This is a genomic window from Acidimicrobiia bacterium, assembly GCA_016650365.1.
In the GTDB taxonomy this organism is placed as follows: Bacteria; Actinomycetota; Acidimicrobiia; order Spongiisociales; family JAENVV01; genus JAENVV01.
On record JAENVV010000055.1, the window covers coordinates 1 to 16,589 of the forward strand.

The window sequence follows — 16,589 nt, forward strand, 5'->3', positions numbered from 1 at the left end:
AAGTGACCCGACTGGCCGAGGCGATGCCCAACGGCCAACACCACACCATGGTTTACGTGCTCGCCTACGGAGGTCTCCGCTGGGGCGAACTCGTCGCGTTACGCCGTGACCGCATCAATATCCTGGGTCGTACCCTCCAAATCGCCCAGTCCGCCACAGAACTCGCCGGACGCCTCGAGTTCGGCACCCCCAAAACCCATCAGTCCAGAACGGTGCACCTACCGGCCTTCGTTTCTGACCTGGTGGGCAAACATCTGGGAGACATCGAGGACCACCCCGAAGCGTTTCTGTTCCCCGCCCCACAGCGAGGACCATTACGGTACGCGAACATGCGAAAGACCGTCTGGGATGGTGCCCGTCAGCGGGCCGGCGACGATCTCGTCGAGATCACCCCCCATGACCTACGACACACCTGTGCGTCGCTGATGCGGGCAGCCGGCGCCGACGTCAAAGCTATCCAACAACAACTCGGACATCGCAACGCGTCCGTCACTTTGAACACATATACGCACCTATTTGAAGGTGACCTCGCCGAAGTCATGGACCGTCTCGACACCCACTCCGCGATTAAATCGCGTCCTGTGCGCGTCCTGGGCGACATCATCGACCTACCGCAGAGAAGCAAAAACCCCCGCTGAGCAGGGGTTTCGCGAGTGGGTCCGGTGGGAATTGAACCCACAACCAACGGATTAAAAGTCCGCTGCTCTACCGGATTGAGCTACAGACCCAATGGTCCCTTAACGATACCCGCTGCACGCATCGCTGGGGAAATCGTTTCTACGGTTCCGACGGGAGGAACACCCGGGTACGAGTTGCGACTCGGTTCGTCTCGCCGGTTTCGACGTTGTAGGCGACCAGTGCCATGATGCCGGGATCGCCTTCGAGCATGCGGTCGACATCACCTTCGCAGGCGAGCACCCAGAGGCCGTCCGATTCGAGACAAGTGACCGGACCGTCGAGGACGAGTCGGACGAGCTCAGCGCCCGTATTCGTTGCACGCACAACGACGACTGGACTCCAGAAGTGGTTGTACGTGCCGCTGCCCTGGCTGTGGTCGGTGTAGATGAACCGGCGGCCGTCGGCAGATAGGGTCCGGTACCCGGCGTAATCGCCCCCCAGGAGATCGGCCCCCGTTGTACTGATCAGCTCACTGGTATTCCTTCTGCGTCGCCAAGCGTCGCGATCGCAATGCCGCCTCGTTCGAGATAGCCGACCGAACCGCTCTCAAATGGGTCGATCTCGCTCGGGTCGATGAGAAAGGGATAGAGATCGGCAGTTCCTAATTCATACAGGCCAGGTGCTGTCGGGTCGCAACTGTCCCACACAAGCATCCGCCCGTCCCTAACGACGATGTCCAGGCATTGGTAGAGAAGCGAGTCCGGCGGCGCGGCAAGCGGCGTCACGAGGACACCGTCGACTCCGTAACTGACCGCCACGTCACCCTCCACCAGCCATGTGTCTTTAGCGAACTAGTTGGTGACCCAGGTGGTCGTGTCTGCGGTCCAGACTTCGAATGCATCGAATCGTTCGACGACTGCGTAGTCGGGTCGGTCGCTGCCGAACAACTGCGTTAGGAGGTCGTCGGGCCGGGGTGACTCCACGAGCGGCGGAAGATCGGCGATCACGAATTGGCCCTCAAACATGCCGACACTCATCGTCGCGGTTTGTCCCGATTGCTCGTGGGTGACCGAGAAGTTCCAGCGAGGTGGAGCGATTCCGTCGTATTGGATAAACGGGTCGTCCGGCTCGACCGTATAGGGCCCGTTGCAGAGATCCGGCTCGCAAGCCGCTCCCAAATAGTCTGCTGCGGCGATGTTCTGGTTATCGCCGAAGGCAGTACCGGCATTCGTGGCCGGGAACCCGGCTTGCTCATAGGCTCCGGCAGCCAGCGCCGCCAAGTAGTTCTCGAGATGCTTCTCGGGAACGGCGGAATCAATATCCGGGGTGATCGAGTCATCAACGTTGGTGGTGGTGCTCGTCGTCGTTGGACTCGCCAACGTGGTGCTCGGGCTGACCGGGCCTGGGGAGGAAGTGGTGGTTGGCTGGGACACCGTTGGAGCGGCCGGGGAGGCCGCCGGTTGATCGGTCGAGCAGGCAACGAGCAGCAAGGCTCCGATAAGGCTGCTGGACAGAGACCGCAACATGGGTACGTAACGTAGTCGCCGCCGCGGATAGTTCCGGGATTGCCGACCGGGAATTGGCGGTTAACGTTCTTCGATAGAGTCTGTCGTGTGAATGCTCCGTTCGTTCCTGTCGACTTTGTTGTGCCCGAATCGTTTGTAGGCCCTGGATTCCGCCTCGAGCCTCTGGCTGCAGCTCACAACGAACGTGATCATGCGGCGTGGATGTCGAGCATCGAACACATCCTCGCGACCCCCGGCTCCGAAACCTGGGGTGGGAGTTGGCCGGTTCCGATGACTCTTGAGGAAAACCTTTCCGATTTGAATCGGCATGCCAAGGAGTTCGCCGAGCGGGTCGCTTTTGCCTACTCGATCCTCGATGGCGACGACGTGGTCGGCTGCCTGTATATCAAGCCGACCGACATGGACGACCACGATGTCGAGGTGAAGTCATGGGTTCGGGCTTCACGAGCAGAGTTGGATCGGGTGGTTTGGGAGGCCGTGTCTGATTGGCTGGCCACCGTCTGGCCGTTCCTGAATCCCTGCTACGCACCGAGGCCGTAGAGGCCTTGGCCAGATGTCCGGGATGTTGGCGACGTGACATCGCGAGAGATAGACGGTGGTGTGAATCGGCGCGCGATGGCAACCGGGCTGGTTGAGCGACCAGAATGGCGGGCATGTTGCGCTTCGGGATGTCCGGATTGCCGCCCGAAGGGGTGGACGATGCAGTCTTCTTGGATGAGCTCGTTTCTCGCGGGCACTCGGCGTACGAACTCGGCTTCACGAAAGACTTTCCCTGGAAAGAGAAACGTTGTGTTGCCTTCGGGAAAGCTGCCGCGGAGCGAGGCATCGACGTCTCGCTTCACGCTCCCTACTTTGCCATTCTGACCGGAGCCGACGACGAAAAGGCCAAGCTGCCGGTATCGGCGCTGGAGCATTCGATGAAACTTGGCAGAGCCCTCGGAGCCCGGATCATCTGTGCCCACATCGGGGTCCATGGCGATCGTGAGCCGGCGGCGACGATGGACCTGGTTCGCCGGCGGCTCGATTACCTGTCGCCCAAGATCGCCCACCTCGGCGTGGCGCTCGGGTTCGAAACGTCGGGTAACGACAACAACTTCGGGTCCATTGGAGACATCGCGCTGCTCGCCGAAGAATTCCCTTTCGTCTACCCGCTGATCGACTGGGCTCATGTTCACGCAACGACGCGGGGAGCTCTCACTTCGGTGGAAGCGTTCGACCAGGTTCTCGGATTCGTGATCGATTCCTTCCCGGAGTGGAAAACCGATCCGCTGCAATGCCAGTTTTCGGACAACGAGTTCGGTGAGCACGGAGAGATCCGACACGTTCGGTACGGTACGGGGACCCTTCGCATTGAGCCCCTTATCGAGGCAGCCTGGAATCGTGGCATTGACATGGTCGTCATCTCCGAATCGCGGGATCGAGAGAGCCACGATGAGATCTACGCCGAAGCGGTCGTTGCCACCGTCAGAGTTCGCGGGTCTGACGAAGGGCGCCCGGTCGGATCGCATATGGCCGGGGCTCCGCGTCAGGTCAACGTCCTCAAAGAAGCGGATCGGTGGCGAGTTCTGCGGACCCGGCGGCCTTTGTCGGTTTCAAACGTTGACAAGGAAATGTTCCCTGGTGAGTTCACCAAAGGCGACATGATTCAGTACTACGCCTCGGTCGCCCCACTCCTGCTTCCCCATCTGGCCGATCGCCCCATTTCGATGAGCCGATATCCAAACGGTATTGGCGGGGCATCCTTCTACGAAAAGCGGGCGCCCGGCCACCAGCCGGATTGGATGGCGACCGGCCTGGTGTCGTCTGAATCGATGGGCGGTGACATCGACTTTCTTCTGGCGGCCAACCGGGAATCACTTATGTGGTTCGCCAACATGGGTTGCATTGAGTTGCATCCGTTCCACTCTCGATGGACCACGCCCGATACGCCTGACTGGGCCGTGTTCGACTTGGACCCCGCTGGTGAGGTGACCTGGCAGCAGGTGGTGGACACAGCCCGTCTGTTGGAGACGCTGCTTGGTCAGCTTGGTCTGGTCGGGTTCCCCAAACTGTCAGGGTCTCGGGGGATTCATGTGTACGTTCCGCTCGCCGCGGGTCACACCCAAGAACGGGTCCGGAATTTTGTGTATGCCGTCGGCAAGCTGATGGCGGCTGCCAATCCGGTCGACATCACCATGGAATGGGATAAACCGAAGCGCGGCAATCGGGTTTTCATCGACGCCTTTCGGAACGCCACCGGCCAAACCATCGCATCCGTCTACTCGATCCGACCTCGTCCGGGAGCTCCGATCTCAATCCCCATCCTGTGGGATGAGTTGGATGATCTGAAGAACGGCGACATCACCCTGGCCAATGTGTGGGATCGCCTTGCCAAACACGGTGATCTGTTCGCGGGCGTGCTGTCCTGCAATCAGGATCTCACCGGCGCCGAAGAAGCCCTCCAACTCCCCTGAAGCGACCAACCGAGGGCCCCAACTCCCGATACCGGGCGCACGAACCCAGGGTTGAACCCGGGGTTCCAGCACCCGGTTGTGGGCGCTGGGGCCCTCGGAACGGGAGCTTCAGGCGGCGTCGGCGGCGTTGAGGACCCAGGCATACCCAGCTTGGGGGTCCTCGACCGCAATTCGACAGGCCCACCCGGTCGTCGGGTAGAGGTCCGACCACCAGTACCAGCGGAGTTCGGCTCCGGCTGCCCCGAGTTCATCGGGATTGGGTGGCCATTCATCGGTGAATTCGGTGAGGCATGCCAGAGCCCACCAGGCGGCGAATCGACCTGAGGCGCCGCCGGTGCGTTGGCCGTGGGCGCCCCCACCCGAGGCGGTCCATGCCATCAGCGCCATGGCCTGGTCTAAACGGATCTCGGTCATCTCGGCCTGCTTGAGACCAAGCGCGGCGATCGCCGATGCGGCAGTTCCTTCCACGGCGAGTGCCTCGGCCGTACCATTCGAGTGCTCGGTCCAGGTAGCCGCAAGATGAGCAAGCGCTTCGGTCGTTTCGAGATCGGTGATGACCTCCCCTGGAGCTCCGAGTTCGACTATCTCTCCGGGCTCGACGGCCGGAGGATCGGCCTCCACTCGATCTGATTTGTACTTGGGTAGGGCGTATTCGGGTTCCCAACTGGATAGGGACACGGGTATTTCCAGTACCGGGTTGGCGTCAGCTGGGGGATCGCCGCGCAATGCCCGTTCGTAGCCCACAATGTCACGAGACGGACCGACTGGTAGGAACGGCGCCAGCTCGTTCCAGGAATGGGAGGCGGCGGCCACCTCCGTGAGCGGACCGAGAGTGAAGCGGCTTGCCAGAGAATCGACGACCGCTGCTGCGATGTCAGGATCGGCTTCGAGGGCCAGCCGATAGTCAACATGGTGGGCGACGCCCCAGAGCTGTTTGCCGCGTTCAACCGCCTCGTGGCAGCGATCGCGAAGGTCGATCATTTCGGACCAATCCCGGCGACCGGCAAGTGCATCGACCCTTCGAATGAGAGGATCGGGTCGGCCAAGCTCGATGAGCTCCGGAATCGAGAGATGATCGAGGGATGGGGGCGGTGTGTCGTCTGTCGTCACGGCGACCACTCATCATCGGAGCCTGATTCTCGATCGTTGGCGGCCGCCAACTCTTCGCCGGTACCCACCGTTCTGTCGTCGGCCACATCCGTCTCGGCGACGGCCACGGGCATGCCGGCCCCGACCCAGTCCGACCACGATCCGACATACAGCCGCGGGAGCGGGAGACCTGCCACGGCGTGGGCGAGGATGACGTAGCAGGCAGTGACTCCGCTCCCGCAGTATGCGATGGAGTCGTGACCGTCTGTGAGGCGGAGGGTCAGTTCGGAGACCGGGAGCATGCGGCCACCCCTGGCCAGGCTTTCGTGCGGGATGTTGATCGCCCCCCCAATGTGGCCGGCGACCGGATCGATGGGTTCGAATTCGCCGCGGTAACGGGCGGCGGCCCTTGCATCGATGAGGGTGGTCGCCGATGGCCGCGTGGCGACTTCGGTCCGGGTTGCCTGGTCATCGGTCCGAACATTCATTTCATAGTTGACGGGCGGGTAGGTCGGCCGAACGGAGGTCTGTGATCCGCCTGCCTGAATCCATGCCGGCCAGCCGCCATCGAGAACGGCCACGTGCTCGTGACCAAGGTGGCGGAGCATCCACCATAGGCGTGCTGCCGTTGAACCATGATCTGCGTCGTATATGACCACCCGGTGATCACGCCCGATACCAAGCGCCCCGATCCTCTTGGCAAACGAGTCGAGATCGGGGAGGGGGTGCCGGCCGCCCCCCTCGTGGCCGGCCAGGTCACTCTCAAGATCGAGAAACTGGGCGCCCGGAATATGACCGATGGCGTATTCCTGGCGCCCCTTCTCAGGTTCGCCAAGGAACGAGCGCACATCAACCAGGCGCATTGAGGGATCATTGAATTGTGAAGCAAGCCATTCGGCGCTGACGATCATGCCGGCAGTATGGCAGTGCGTTCACAGCTCTTCGTCAAGGTCCTTCCGCAGTTGGTCGATGTCTTCCGCCACAGCGCCTTCATCAGCGCTGGCTGTTTCGGTGGAATCCGGGGTGTTGGGTGGTGCGTCATTGAACTCATCCGCACCGTCGGTTGACTCGGTGTTCGTCTTGCGCTGAGTGGTTTTGGCGCTGATGTCCGAGACGGATTCGGAGATGGCGTCCCCGAGGTTTTTCATGGTCGTCTTGGCCTTGCGCTTGAACTCATCATCGCGGACTACGTCGCCGATGGAGCTGAACAGGCGCTCCAGACCCTCACCGATCGTGTTGAGAGCGTTCTTGACATCTTCCGAATCGGGAGACCCGTCCTCTTCGTCAGCCTCCTTCTGGTCGTAGCGCTCCTTGAACGCATCTTTGAGGCTGGCGAAGTCGTCACCGACTGACTTCCATCGTTCACTCATATTCTGTCCCTTCGTCCGTTAATTGAAATGTACCGCACCAGCGACTGTATTGATCGGCCTACGATGCCCATTATGAAGCTGCACTTGCTCGACGCCACCTATGAGTTGTTCCGGGCCCATTTCGGGCGTCCACCCCGAAACGCCCCCGATGGGAACCCGATTGCGGCGGTTCACGGCTTGCTTGAAACGGTCCTTGGATTGCTCCGCGAGTCTGAGACCACCCATTTGGCCGCAGCCACGGACCAGGTTGTTGTGTCGTTTCGCAACGACATGTACGACGGCTATAAAACAGGCGAAGGCATCGAGCCCGAGCTTCTGGCGCAGTTTCCGATCGCCGAGCGAGGGCTCAAGGCCATGGGAGTCGTCACTTGGGAGATGGTCGAATTCGAAGCAGATGATGCCCTCGCAACCGGAGCACTCAAGTATGCGGACGATTTCGATCAAATCGTGATCGCCACGCCGGACAAGGACTGCGCCCAATGCGTGATTGACGATTTTGTTGTCATGTTGGATCGTCGCAGGCAGGTTGTCATGGACGAAGCGGGTGTCTGGGAGAAGTTCGGCGTCGGCCCCATTTCGATCCCCGACTATCTGGCGTTGGTGGGAGATGCCGCGGATGGAATTCCCGGTGTCCCGGCCTGGGGGGCCAAGTCGGCGTCGGCACTACTGGCGGAGTACACGCGGTTGGACCAGATTCCGGCGGACGAATCGGATTGGTCGATTTCTGTTCGGGGGGCGACCCGCCTGGCGGCCTCATTGAGAGAGAACATTCAGGATGCGTTGCTCTTCAGAGAACTGACGACCCTCCGGCGAGATGTTCCTCTCAGGGAGACGCCTGACGAACTGCGGTGGCGTGGGGCAAAACGATCTGAATTCGAAGCGCTGTGTGATGAATTTGGCTTCGGTGAACTAAAAACGAGGCCGCACGTATGGCAGGATTAGATAGGCTCAGTCGATCGCCGGAACTGCCCCTGCGTCGCTGATGACCTTGATGAGGGCATCTTTCTTAATGAGGCCGGTGCCCTTCCACCGCTGGTGGAGGCGCACGGCCTTGGCGTCCTTGGCGGATGCCAACACGACGAACGTCGGGGTGGACATAACCTTGAACCGTTGCACGAGTTCGGGAGCGTGGGCAACATTCACCTTGGCGACAGCCAATCCGCCCGCGAACTGATCGGCAATTTCAGTGACAATGCCGTCCATCGCCTGGCATGGCGCGCAGCCTCTTTGAAAGAAGTCAACGAGGACCGGACCGTCCGCGGCGAGGTCGTTCATCTCTTCGAGAGTGGTGATGTGAGTTGGTTTGGTTTTCTTGTTTCGTTTGAACATATGTTCCTTCAACCCGATTCGTCTTCAGAATCATCCCAAAAGACCAGATCGAATCGATCCCAGCAGTCGGCGCATCGATAGGCGATGATGTCTCCTGGCAAAAACGGGTCGTCGGTGGGGCGTTGAGTGAGCAATGAGGCCACCCCGCCACATTCGACACAGTCGATCGTCTCGGGAGGGAGGTTCACGCCTCTGACGGTGCTGACTCGTGAGGAGTGTGCTCGCCGACCAAGTGGGTAGGTTTGATCCGGCGAAGGAACAGGTACCCCAACATACCGGAGATCGCCGAACCTGCGAAGATCCCGACCTTGGCCCGGTCAGCAAGCTCCGCATGAACGGGGAAGGCCAGTCCGGCCACAAACAAGGCCACTGTGAAGCCGATCCCGGCCAGCATGGCGACGCCGATCACATGGGGCCACTCGGTGTTGGAGGGAAGCTTGCCGATTCCAGACTTGACCGCCAACCAGGTTGCCGTAGTGATTCCGATCGATTTGCCGAACACGAGTCCGAACGCCACGCCGAGCGCAATAGGGTGGGTGATGGCCTCGCCGATCGACACGCCTTCGAATCGGATCCCGGCGTTGGCCAATGCGAAAACCGGCACAATGGCGAACGAGCTCCACAAGTGCAGCGAGTTCTCCAGTCGATTGAGCGGTGAGACCGATTCGGTCGCCAACCTGGCGAGCGCCAGCGCTTCTTCATCTACCTTGTCCCGGGAGAATTCGGTCCCATCGTCATCGGGGTATGTGTCGATGATCCGGCGGGCGAGCTGATCGAATTGTTTTGATCCGATGAGCGGGTTGGCAGGAGTGAGTAGGCCGATGGCAACCCCGGCGAGAGTTGCGTGCACGCCCGACTCGAGGAAGAAGAACCAGGTCACGACGGCCAACGAGACATAGAACGAAACTGCCCGGACCCCGGCCCGGTTGGCTGCGTATATGACCGCTAGTCCAACAAGCCCGGCTGCCAGATAGGCGAACGAAAGATCGCTCGTATAGAAGGTGGCGATGACGAGGATGGCTCCGATGTCGTCGGCGATCGCCAAGGCCAGCAGGAAGAGTTTGGCCCCGACAGGCACCCGGCGTCCCAGTAGCGCCACCACGCCGACCGAGAATGCAATGTCCGTTGCCATTGGGATACCCCAGCCATGCACCCCTTCGCTTCCTGCGACGAATAGGACGTAGATCACCGCGGGCACGACCATGCCCCCGAGGGCGGCGATGGCGGGGAGCGCAGCGGCCCGACGATCTTTGAGTTCGCCGCTGACCAGTTCGCGCTTGATTTCCAGGCCCACCACGAAGAAGAAAATGGCCATGAATCCGTCGTTGATGACCTCGCGTAGTGCCTCTTCGAGGTGGATGGGACCAATGGAGAAGGCGACGTGTGTCTCCCAGAAGGTTGCATAGCTCTCGCCGCCTGGCATGTTCGCCCAGATCAGGGCCACGATCGCCGCGACCATGAGGACGATGCCGGAGGAGGCTTCGGTGTCGGTGAAGGCCAGAGCAGGTCGTACAAATCGACGGGGTACGAACCGATCTGAGTCGACCCAGGTGGTCAGGGCGGGGTCTTGGGCCATAGTTAGGTGACAGGCTACCAATATTGGTGAGCTGGCAAAGTCAGCGCACTACTTCATAGACCACAGAAATGCGTCAAAGGCCGATTCGTCGAAATCGTCGACGGGCCCGACCATGATGGCTACGGCCGCGTTGCCACTACTGGCCGGAAACACCACGATGTCCTGGCGCATATCTATGCCACGATCCTGCCCGGTGAGCGTGTCGACGGTCCGGGTTTCTCCTGCGACCAAGACCTGTCTTGACCCGGTGTATTCGTAGTTGTTGCCGAACCCCGCCTGTCGCTGAAACGCATCCCGGGCTTCGGCTTCAGCTCCCTCGAAGTCGGCGTCGGGCGTCTCGACGAGCATGAGCACCTTGGTGTCGTCGTCGGTATGGGCGGCCATCATCAATTTTAGTCCGAGGACGTCCATACCGAAGACCGGCTCGAATTCTTCCGGCAGGGTGTGAATACTGATCTCCTGGCCGATGTTGGCCGCGTTCTCAGGACCGGCAATGAAGCGTCCAGAGAAACGGACGATGGCGAACACCGTAACCGCCCCGAGCAGTATGAGGGCACCTATTACCGAAAGAACGATCTTGGTGGTTTTTGACATTGGAATCCTTTGAACTTCCCTGCAAGACGCACCCGACGGTGCACGGGTTCCGCCACGAGCCGAGAAGACCCGCCTGGTCCGGAGGCTTAGCCGATCGACGTTCCGACCGACTTGAGGTCCTGGCAGGCTCGTAGTACCCGATCGGCCATCGACTGCTCAGCCTTCTTCATATAGGAGCGTGGGTCGTAAAGTTTCTTGTCACCGACGTCGCCGTCGACTTTGAGGACGCCGGCGTAGTTGGTCATCATGTGATCTACGATCGGTCGGGTCAGTGCGTATTGGGTGTCTGTGTCGACGTTCATTTTGATGACCCCGTAGCCAAGCGTCTCGTGGATCTCCTCGAGGGACGATCCTGAACCGCCGTGAAATACCAGATCGTGTCGACCCTCGGGCCCATATTTGGCCTCCATGGCCGCCTGGCCGTCCCTGAGGATGGTGGGATCGAGCTTGACAGCGCCCGGTTTGTAGACTCCGTGGACGTTGCCGAACACGGCGGCCAGCAAGTACCGACCGCGCTCACCGGTGCCGAGTTTCTCCGCGACAGCCACCATGTCTTCGGGACTTGTATAGAGCTTTTGGCGATCGATGTTTTCGTGATCCATCGCGTCCTCGACCCCGCCGACGATGCCAATTTCCAGCTCAAGGATGACATCGACGTCGGCGCACTCATCGAGCAATGCATCGGCCAGTGCCAGGTTGTCAGCCAGGGGAAGATTGGAGGCATCCAACATGTGACTCTGGAAGATGGGACCGAGACCAGCCGCCTTACGTTGGCGGGAGACCTCCAGCAATGGCCGGATGTAGGTATCGACTTTGTCGGGTTGGCAGTGGTCGGTATGCAGAGCGACATTGATCGGGTAGTGGGCGGCCACCACGTGAGCGAATTCGCTCAAGGCTTCCGCCCCCCGCGGCATGTCCTTAAGGGACAACCCGGACAAGAACTCACCGCCACCGGTCGAAACCTGGACGATTCCGTCGGATTCAGCCTCGGCAAACCCGCGCAGGGCCGCGTTGAGACTCTCCGATGAAGTGACATTGATGGCGGGGAGGGCGAAACCATTCTGTCGGGCGGAGTCGATCATCGCCCGGTATTTCTCGGGAGTTGCGATAGGCATGGCGTCCTTCTTCCGGTTTTCGACGTGCTGTCTGAATTGTCTGCCTCTACGGTAACAAATATGAAACAAGCAAAAGATCAGTCCCGCTTCAAAAAGGGTCTCTATACAGTCCTCGGCTTGCTTTTTTCTGGCCTGGCCATTGCCGGCGCGGTGCTCCCGTTGGTGCCAGTCACGATCAATGTCATCGTGGCCGGTTTCTTCTTTGCCATGGGCTCGGAGCGGTTCGATGCCTGGTTGACGAACCACAAGGTGTTCGGCCCCATTATCACGAACTATCGATCGGGGGCGGGGTTCACCATCAAAGGTAAGACCATCGCGGTCTCCGCCATGAGTACCTCGATTCTCTTGTCGACGATCTATGCGCTCACCAATGGCGCTCCGGCGATGGTGGCTTACTTCATGACCGCCATCTGGGCGTATGCCGCCTGGTTCATTCTGAAGCAGCCGACCAAGGCGATTCCCGATTTGGCGGCGAAATCCTAACGAGGCTTAGGCGAGGCCGGTGAGGCGAGCCTGCAGTCCGTAGACTCTGGCGGGCGGTCGACGTGGGATGGGTTGAGCTTGGTCGTAAATCCGGTAGATCCGAGGCCGCGGGGACAGGGTCACATGTACCTCGTGGCAGACCGAACAAGTGATTTGGGTCAGATGCTGTGAGGCGTGGCGCCGCTGGTGATCGTGCCCAACCACTTGACACCTGAGGGAGCGCAATGCATTCATCTGTCGGCCTCTCCATGCCTGCGGCCCTAGCCGTGCCCCCTGTGAAGCAATCATATGCGTCGCGCGGGCTATCGCGCAAGGGATATGTGCTTCACGGATTCTGACCGGTAGCCACGATCCTGTCCGGCGAAGCCACTCGGATCGCTAACTCGAGCGAGAACTGGCAGATGACGGAGTTCGAGGCCAATCAACTCGGGACCGTTTTGAGAAATCAAGGACTCGTGTCGAGCGCTATTCGTAGGCGATTGCTTCAAGGATGTTGAGATTCGCGGCCCGCCTGGCCGGCAGTATCGCCGCGAGCACCCCGGCCACGATTGAGGCGATCAGCCCCAGACCGATCCACGTCCATGGGATGACGAAGGAGAATCCGGCACCGAATATGCTCCCTGACAGACCCCAGCCGATGAACGTCCCCACCACGACTCCCATGAGGGCACCGAGTATGGATACGAACACGGCTTCCCAGCGGATCATCGCTCGAATCTGGACGCGGGTGGAGCCGATCGCTCGTAACAATCCCAGTTCTCTGGTTCGCTCGAATACAGACAACAGAAGGATCAGGACGATGCCGAGCAGCGCGATGAAGATCGACATGGCCAGCAAAACGAACACGAAGGCCAACAGACCTAGCAATTGCCCCTGGATGTCGGCCAAGAGCTCATCTTGAGTTGTCACGTTTGCGAACGGGTAATCGGTCTGGATGAGTTCGGCAATGGTTGCTTTGGCCTGATCAGGATCGGTTCCGTCAGTCAACTTGACTCCGATTGAAACGACGTTGCCCTGTGGAAACCGGTCAGCCAATGTGCTGGTCGGTAGATAAAAGCCCTGAGTGTCGTCAACCGAGGAGCTGTAGTCCCACACGACTGCCACCGTCCATTGTTCGGGCCCGGTGCCGAGGTCGACCGTGACGGGATCTCCGGGGGCCAGGCCGAGCTCGTCGGCCTGGGCGCGTTGGACGGCGACCGTTTCACCGACCAGATCACTCCAGTTGCCTTGTACCTCATCGAAGAAGTAGGCCTGTTCCACGGTTTCGGGTTCAAAGGACCCAAAGAAGGTTGACTCTCCGTTGATCGACCCCTGGGCGAATCGGCTCGACTGAGTGGCGGCCACGAAGTCGAGTTGACCCACGATGGAGGCGATTTCGGGGCTCACCCCGGCAGTCGGGTCGGCGCCAGCCGATTGAATGGTCAGCTCGGCCGATACCGCATCCTCCAGGACAGCGGTAGCCGTCTTCTGGGTAATCACGACGATGACCGACACTGCAACGACGAACGCCACCCCGAACATGAGGGCCCCGGCGGTTGCCCCGGTGCGACGAGGCGATCGTGCTGCATTGTCGGTGGCGATCTTCCTCACTGGGGTATTCCCGAGGAACCTGGCGATGGTTCGTACAAATGGCCGTCCGACGATGGCTCCGAAGACATATGTGGCAATGAGGATTGCCAGAGCCCCTATCCCGCCGGTCAGCAGGTTGACGCGGTCGAGCCCGGTCAAGGCGACGAGGACGATTCCGGGGACGCCAAGCACCGAACCGACCACCAGTTGCTTGGTGAGGCGGCGGGGTGGTTTGTCGATGGTCGCCAGAGCCGCCATCGGGCTGACCTGGGAGGCGCGGGCGGCCGGGAGTAGCGCTGAGACGAGGGTTACGGTCATCCCGACGGCAAAGGCAGTCACGAAGGTACCCGGTGCGAGAACGAGACCACCGTCGGCGAGCCCTGAACCCCCGAAGAGCGAGAAGGCTGCCCTGGCTGCCGTGGCCAGCAGGATTCCGCCGATTAGCCCGGCGACTCCCGATATGAGACCAATTACAAGCGCTTCGACGATGACCGAGGTGACCAACTGTTGTTTGGTTGCTCCGAGGACACGGAATAGGGCCAATTCCCTGGTTCGTTGACCGAGCACCGTTCGAAAAGCGTTGTATACGACGAATACCCCGACCACGACTGAGATTCCCGCAAATACCAGGAGCACTGTCTGGATGAAGCCGAGGGCTTGTTTCAGCTGGGCGGCTTGCTCTTCGGCCGCCGCTTGAGCGTCGACCGCGACGACTCCGTCGGGAAGACGGCTCGTCAGGTCATCGAGAACCTCCTGGAGAAGGGCCGGATCCTCGACGGTCACATCAATGGTCGTGTACAACCCGTTCAGGCCGAGGACCGAGGTGGCCGTAGCCAGATCGAACGTGAACAAGGCGGGACCCGCTCCGAATCCCTCGAGAACGCCGGTCACGGTGTAGTCAGAGATCGCCCCCGTTGCCGCCAGGCCGATGGTGTCGCCAATGGCCAGGTCGTATCGCTCGCGAGCCGTAGTGTCGATCGCAACTTCCGTGGGGCCTTGCGGTCCGCGCCCCTCGACGAGGGTCAGGGTTGGATCTCCCTCCCAGGAGAGTGCAAAATTGGGAGGTCCCTGGACGCTCTGTACCTCACCGCCGACGGACAGATTGACCAATCCGCCTACGCCTGGCCAGGTGTCGATGATGCCAGGGGTGCTCTCGACAATCGTGAGTACATCCGCATCAAACGCCGGTTGGAGATTTGTGAAACCCTGATCGACATCCGGATTGATCCTGATGTCGATCCCCTCGAAAGCGCCTTCGAAGAGTGCATCAAATGAGCCTCCGATGGTGTCGGTGAAAATGAGTGAGCCGGCGACGAACGAAACGCCCGCAACAATGGACAGCACAAGAAGAAGTGTCCTTAGTTTGTGTTCCCAGATTCCCCTGATGGCCGCCCGAACCATGGCTAGGTCTCCAGCGTCTTGATACGGTCCAGAACCTTTTCGGCGGTTGGGTCGAACATTTCGTCAACGATGTGTCCGTCGGCCAGAAAGACAATCCGATCTGCGTAGCTTGCCGACGTTGCGTCGTGGGTGACCATGATGATGGTTTGCCCGAATACGTCGACGGCCTGGCGCATGAACCCGAGCAGTTCGGCGCCGGACCTTGAGTCGAGGTTGCCCGATGGCTCGTCACCGAAGATGATTTCCGGCCGGCTGGCCAGTGCTCGGGCGGCGGCGACTCGCTGTTGCTGGCCCCCTGACATCTCCGAAGGTCGGTGACTGAGGCGATCACCAATCCCGAGAATCTCGACGACCTGGTCGAACCACGCCGCATCTGTTTTCCGACCGGCGATGGCCGCGGGAAGGGTGATGTTCTCGCGAGCCGTCAACGTCGGGATCAAGTTGAACGACTGAAAGATGAAGCCGATCTTGTCACGTCGTAGCTCCGTGAGCTGACGGTCGCCCATTCCGGTTAGTTCGGTGTCCCCGAGAAACACACTTCCGGCGGTGAGGTCGTCGAGAGCCGCCAGGCAGTGCATGAGGGTCGACTTGCCGGAGCCAGAGGGTCCCATGATGGCGGTGAATTGTCCCGGCGCGAACTCAACTGTGACGTTATCGAGGGCCGTCACGGCCGTGTCACCCTCCCCGTATATCTTGGTTGCGCCGACGGCGCGGGCGGCTGGTGTGGTCACGAAAGGTTCTCCTCAGGGGATGTCAGTCAGGGTGCGGCGTTTCATGGTATCGGATTGGTGGTGTACCACTAGCCAAAAACAAAACGACCCGAGCGTGAGCTCGGGTCGTTTCGATGCCTCTTTCCCCCACGGCGAGGCGGTGTGGCCTGGTCCCCTTGGGCCTCCCCCGACCCGGCGGAGTTCACTCTACGTGATGTTGGCGCCGCAGGCGTCAATCACCGGTATGAATTCATCTCATCCTTGAGGATGAGATGAATTGGTCAATCTCTATTTCGAACCAGGAATCACGAGGCCGTTCTCGTAGGCGAAGACAACCGCCTGGACGCGGTCCCGGAGGCCCAGTTTGGACAACACATGGGACACATGCGTCTTGACGGTGGTCTCGGAGACAAACAACGTCTCAGCGATCTCGCCGTTGGACAGTCCGCGGCCCATCAGCAACAACACCTCTCGTTCCCGATCGGTCAAGTGGTCAATGGACCTGATGGGCCCCTTGACGGGATTTTGTTTGTTGAACTGCTCGATCAGTTGGCTGGTAACCCGTGGCGATAGCACGGAATCACCGCCGGCCACCGTCCGTATAGCGGCAACCAGGTCGCCAGCAAGAGTGTCTTTCAGCAGAAACCCGCTGGCGCCGGCGATGAGTGCCTCGTAAAGGTATTCGTCCGGGTCGAACGTGGTAACCATGATGATCCTGGTGGCGATGTTGAGCTTGACTATTTCGGCGGTGGCGGC

19 protein-coding genes and 1 tRNA gene are annotated in these 16,589 nt (G+C 60.4%); 5 read left to right on the plus strand and 15 right to left on the minus strand.

Annotated elements, in window-relative coordinates; translation table 11 throughout:
- On the plus strand, positions 1 to 638 hold a 638-nt coding region (locus JJE47_03480; protein MBK5266471.1), incomplete at its 5' end, for a site-specific integrase.
- 16 nt (positions 639 to 654) lie between these two features.
- On the opposite strand, the gene JJE47_03485 is transcribed toward JJE47_03480, so the two are convergent.
- From JJE47_03485 to JJE47_03500, 4 genes are all read right to left on the minus strand, one after another.
- A tRNA-Lys gene (locus JJE47_03485) sits at positions 655 to 728 on the minus strand.
- A gap of 49 nt (positions 729 to 777) precedes the next feature.
- The gene (locus JJE47_03490; protein MBK5266472.1) at positions 778 to 1,002 is read right to left on the minus strand and encodes a hypothetical protein; all 225 of its coding nucleotides are present in this window, start codon (positions 1,000 to 1,002) and stop codon (positions 778 to 780) included.
- 140 nt (positions 1,003 to 1,142) lie between these two features.
- Positions 1,143 to 1,436, minus strand: coding sequence for a hypothetical protein (locus JJE47_03495; GenBank protein ID MBK5266473.1), 294 nt, complete (start codon positions 1,434 to 1,436; stop codon positions 1,143 to 1,145).
- A gap of 33 nt (positions 1,437 to 1,469) precedes the next feature.
- The gene (locus JJE47_03500) at positions 1,470 to 2,144 is read right to left on the minus strand and encodes a hypothetical protein (GenBank protein MBK5266474.1); all 675 of its coding nucleotides are present in this window, start codon (positions 2,142 to 2,144) and stop codon (positions 1,470 to 1,472) included.
- A gap of 87 nt (positions 2,145 to 2,231) precedes the next feature.
- On the opposite strand from JJE47_03500, the gene JJE47_03505 reads away from it, so the two are divergent.
- Positions 2,232 to 2,684, plus strand: coding sequence for an N-acetyltransferase (locus JJE47_03505; GenBank protein ID MBK5266475.1), 453 nt, complete (start codon positions 2,232 to 2,234; stop codon positions 2,682 to 2,684).
- A gap of 113 nt (positions 2,685 to 2,797) precedes the next feature.
- Positions 2,798 to 4,597 (plus strand): non-homologous end-joining DNA ligase, encoded by a 1,800-nt coding sequence (gene ligD, locus JJE47_03510; protein MBK5266476.1) that lies wholly within the window; start codon positions 2,798 to 2,800, stop codon positions 4,595 to 4,597.
- 108 nt (positions 4,598 to 4,705) lie between these two features.
- Here ligD and JJE47_03515 read toward each other — a convergent pair whose 3' ends face one another.
- From JJE47_03515 to JJE47_03525, 3 genes are read right to left on the minus strand one after another with little or no spacing between them, the layout of a single operon-like run.
- Complete coding sequence (locus JJE47_03515; protein MBK5266477.1) at positions 4,706 to 5,707, minus strand: hypothetical protein; 1,002 nt, start codon at positions 5,705 to 5,707, stop codon at positions 4,706 to 4,708.
- Positions 5,704 to 6,597 carry a sulfurtransferase gene (locus JJE47_03520; protein MBK5266478.1) on the minus strand — a complete coding sequence of 298 codons (894 nt, stop codon included), beginning with the start codon at positions 6,595 to 6,597 and terminating at the stop codon, positions 5,704 to 5,706. Before JJE47_03520 ends, JJE47_03515 begins: the two co-directional genes overlap by 4 nt.
- A gap of 21 nt (positions 6,598 to 6,618) precedes the next feature.
- Entirely contained in the window at positions 6,619 to 7,056 is a 438-nt protein-coding gene (locus tag JJE47_03525; protein ID MBK5266479.1) for a hypothetical protein, read from the minus strand.
- A gap of 72 nt (positions 7,057 to 7,128) precedes the next feature.
- Between JJE47_03525 and JJE47_03530 the strand changes: the two genes are divergently transcribed.
- On the plus strand, positions 7,129 to 7,998 hold the full coding sequence (locus JJE47_03530) for a flap endonuclease (GenBank protein ID MBK5266480.1): 870 nt from the start codon (positions 7,129 to 7,131) through the stop codon (positions 7,996 to 7,998).
- Between the two features lie 6 nt (positions 7,999 to 8,004).
- Here JJE47_03530 and JJE47_03535 read toward each other — a convergent pair whose 3' ends face one another.
- The 5 genes from JJE47_03535 to fbaA all read right to left on the minus strand — a co-directional run bounded on the left by JJE47_03535 (position 8,005) and on the right by fbaA (position 11,670).
- On the minus strand, positions 8,005 to 8,385 hold the full coding sequence (locus JJE47_03535) for a thioredoxin family protein (GenBank protein ID MBK5266481.1): 381 nt from the start codon (positions 8,383 to 8,385) through the stop codon (positions 8,005 to 8,007).
- A gap of 8 nt (positions 8,386 to 8,393) precedes the next feature.
- Complete coding sequence (locus tag JJE47_03540; GenBank protein MBK5266482.1) at positions 8,394 to 8,573, minus strand: hypothetical protein; 180 nt, start codon at positions 8,571 to 8,573, stop codon at positions 8,394 to 8,396.
- Positions 8,570 to 9,961, minus strand: a complete 1,392-nt coding sequence (nhaA, locus tag JJE47_03545) for a Na+/H+ antiporter NhaA (GenBank protein MBK5266483.1) — start codon at positions 9,959 to 9,961, stop codon at positions 8,570 to 8,572. Before nhaA ends, JJE47_03540 begins: the two co-directional genes overlap by 4 nt.
- A 48-nt stretch (positions 9,962 to 10,009) precedes the next feature.
- Positions 10,010 to 10,555 carry a hypothetical protein gene (locus JJE47_03550; protein ID MBK5266484.1) on the minus strand — a complete coding sequence of 182 codons (546 nt, stop codon included), beginning with the start codon at positions 10,553 to 10,555 and terminating at the stop codon, positions 10,010 to 10,012.
- 86 nt (positions 10,556 to 10,641) lie between these two features.
- Positions 10,642 to 11,670: a class II fructose-bisphosphate aldolase gene (gene fbaA, locus JJE47_03555; GenBank protein MBK5266485.1), complete on the minus strand. Its 1,029-nt coding sequence runs from the start codon at positions 11,668 to 11,670 to the stop codon at positions 10,642 to 10,644.
- A gap of 60 nt (positions 11,671 to 11,730) precedes the next feature.
- Between fbaA and JJE47_03560 the strand changes: the two genes are divergently transcribed.
- Positions 11,731 to 12,153: a YbaN family protein gene (locus JJE47_03560; protein MBK5266486.1), complete on the plus strand. Its 423-nt coding sequence runs from the start codon at positions 11,731 to 11,733 to the stop codon at positions 12,151 to 12,153.
- Positions 12,154 to 12,618: 465 nt separating this feature from the next.
- Here JJE47_03560 and JJE47_03565 read toward each other — a convergent pair whose 3' ends face one another.
- The 3 genes from JJE47_03565 to JJE47_03575 all read right to left on the minus strand — a co-directional run.
- A complete protein-coding gene (locus tag JJE47_03565; GenBank protein ID MBK5266487.1) occupies positions 12,619 to 15,123 on the minus strand; it encodes an ABC transporter permease in 2,505 nt (834 codons plus the stop codon).
- A 2-nt stretch (positions 15,124 to 15,125) separates the two neighbouring features.
- A complete protein-coding gene (locus JJE47_03570) occupies positions 15,126 to 15,854 on the minus strand; it encodes an ABC transporter ATP-binding protein (protein ID MBK5266488.1) in 729 nt (242 codons plus the stop codon).
- Positions 15,855 to 16,121: 267 nt separating this feature from the next.
- A partial coding sequence (locus JJE47_03575; GenBank protein MBK5266489.1) for a response regulator transcription factor occupies positions 16,122 to 16,589 on the minus strand: 468 nt, incomplete at its 5' end.

Coding starts and splice junctions, on each gene's coding strand:
- JJE47_03530 (MBK5266480.1), top strand. CDS start 7,129: ATGAAGCTGCACTTGCTCGACGCCACCTATGAGTTGTTCCGGGCCCAT.
- JJE47_03520 (MBK5266478.1), bottom strand. CDS start 6,597: ATGATCGTCAGCGCCGAATGGCTTGCTTCACAATTCAATGATCCCTCA.
- JJE47_03535 (MBK5266481.1), bottom strand. CDS start 8,385: ATGTTCAAACGAAACAAGAAAACCAAACCAACTCACATCACCACTCTC.
- JJE47_03550 (MBK5266484.1), bottom strand. CDS start 10,555: ATGTCAAAAACCACCAAGATCGTTCTTTCGGTAATAGGTGCCCTCATA.
- nhaA (MBK5266483.1), bottom strand. CDS start 9,961: ATGGCCCAAGACCCCGCCCTGACCACCTGGGTCGACTCAGATCGGTTC.
- JJE47_03560 (MBK5266486.1), top strand. CDS start 11,731: ATGAAACAAGCAAAAGATCAGTCCCGCTTCAAAAAGGGTCTCTATACA.
- ligD (MBK5266476.1), top strand. CDS start 2,798: ATGTTGCGCTTCGGGATGTCCGGATTGCCGCCCGAAGGGGTGGACGAT.
- JJE47_03500 (MBK5266474.1), bottom strand. CDS start 2,144: ATGTTGCGGTCTCTGTCCAGCAGCCTTATCGGAGCCTTGCTGCTCGTT.
- JJE47_03565 (MBK5266487.1), bottom strand. CDS start 15,123: ATGGTTCGGGCGGCCATCAGGGGAATCTGGGAACACAAACTAAGGACA.
- JJE47_03525 (MBK5266479.1), bottom strand. CDS start 7,056: ATGAGTGAACGATGGAAGTCAGTCGGTGACGACTTCGCCAGCCTCAAA.
- fbaA (MBK5266485.1), bottom strand. CDS start 11,670: ATGCCTATCGCAACTCCCGAGAAATACCGGGCGATGATCGACTCCGCC.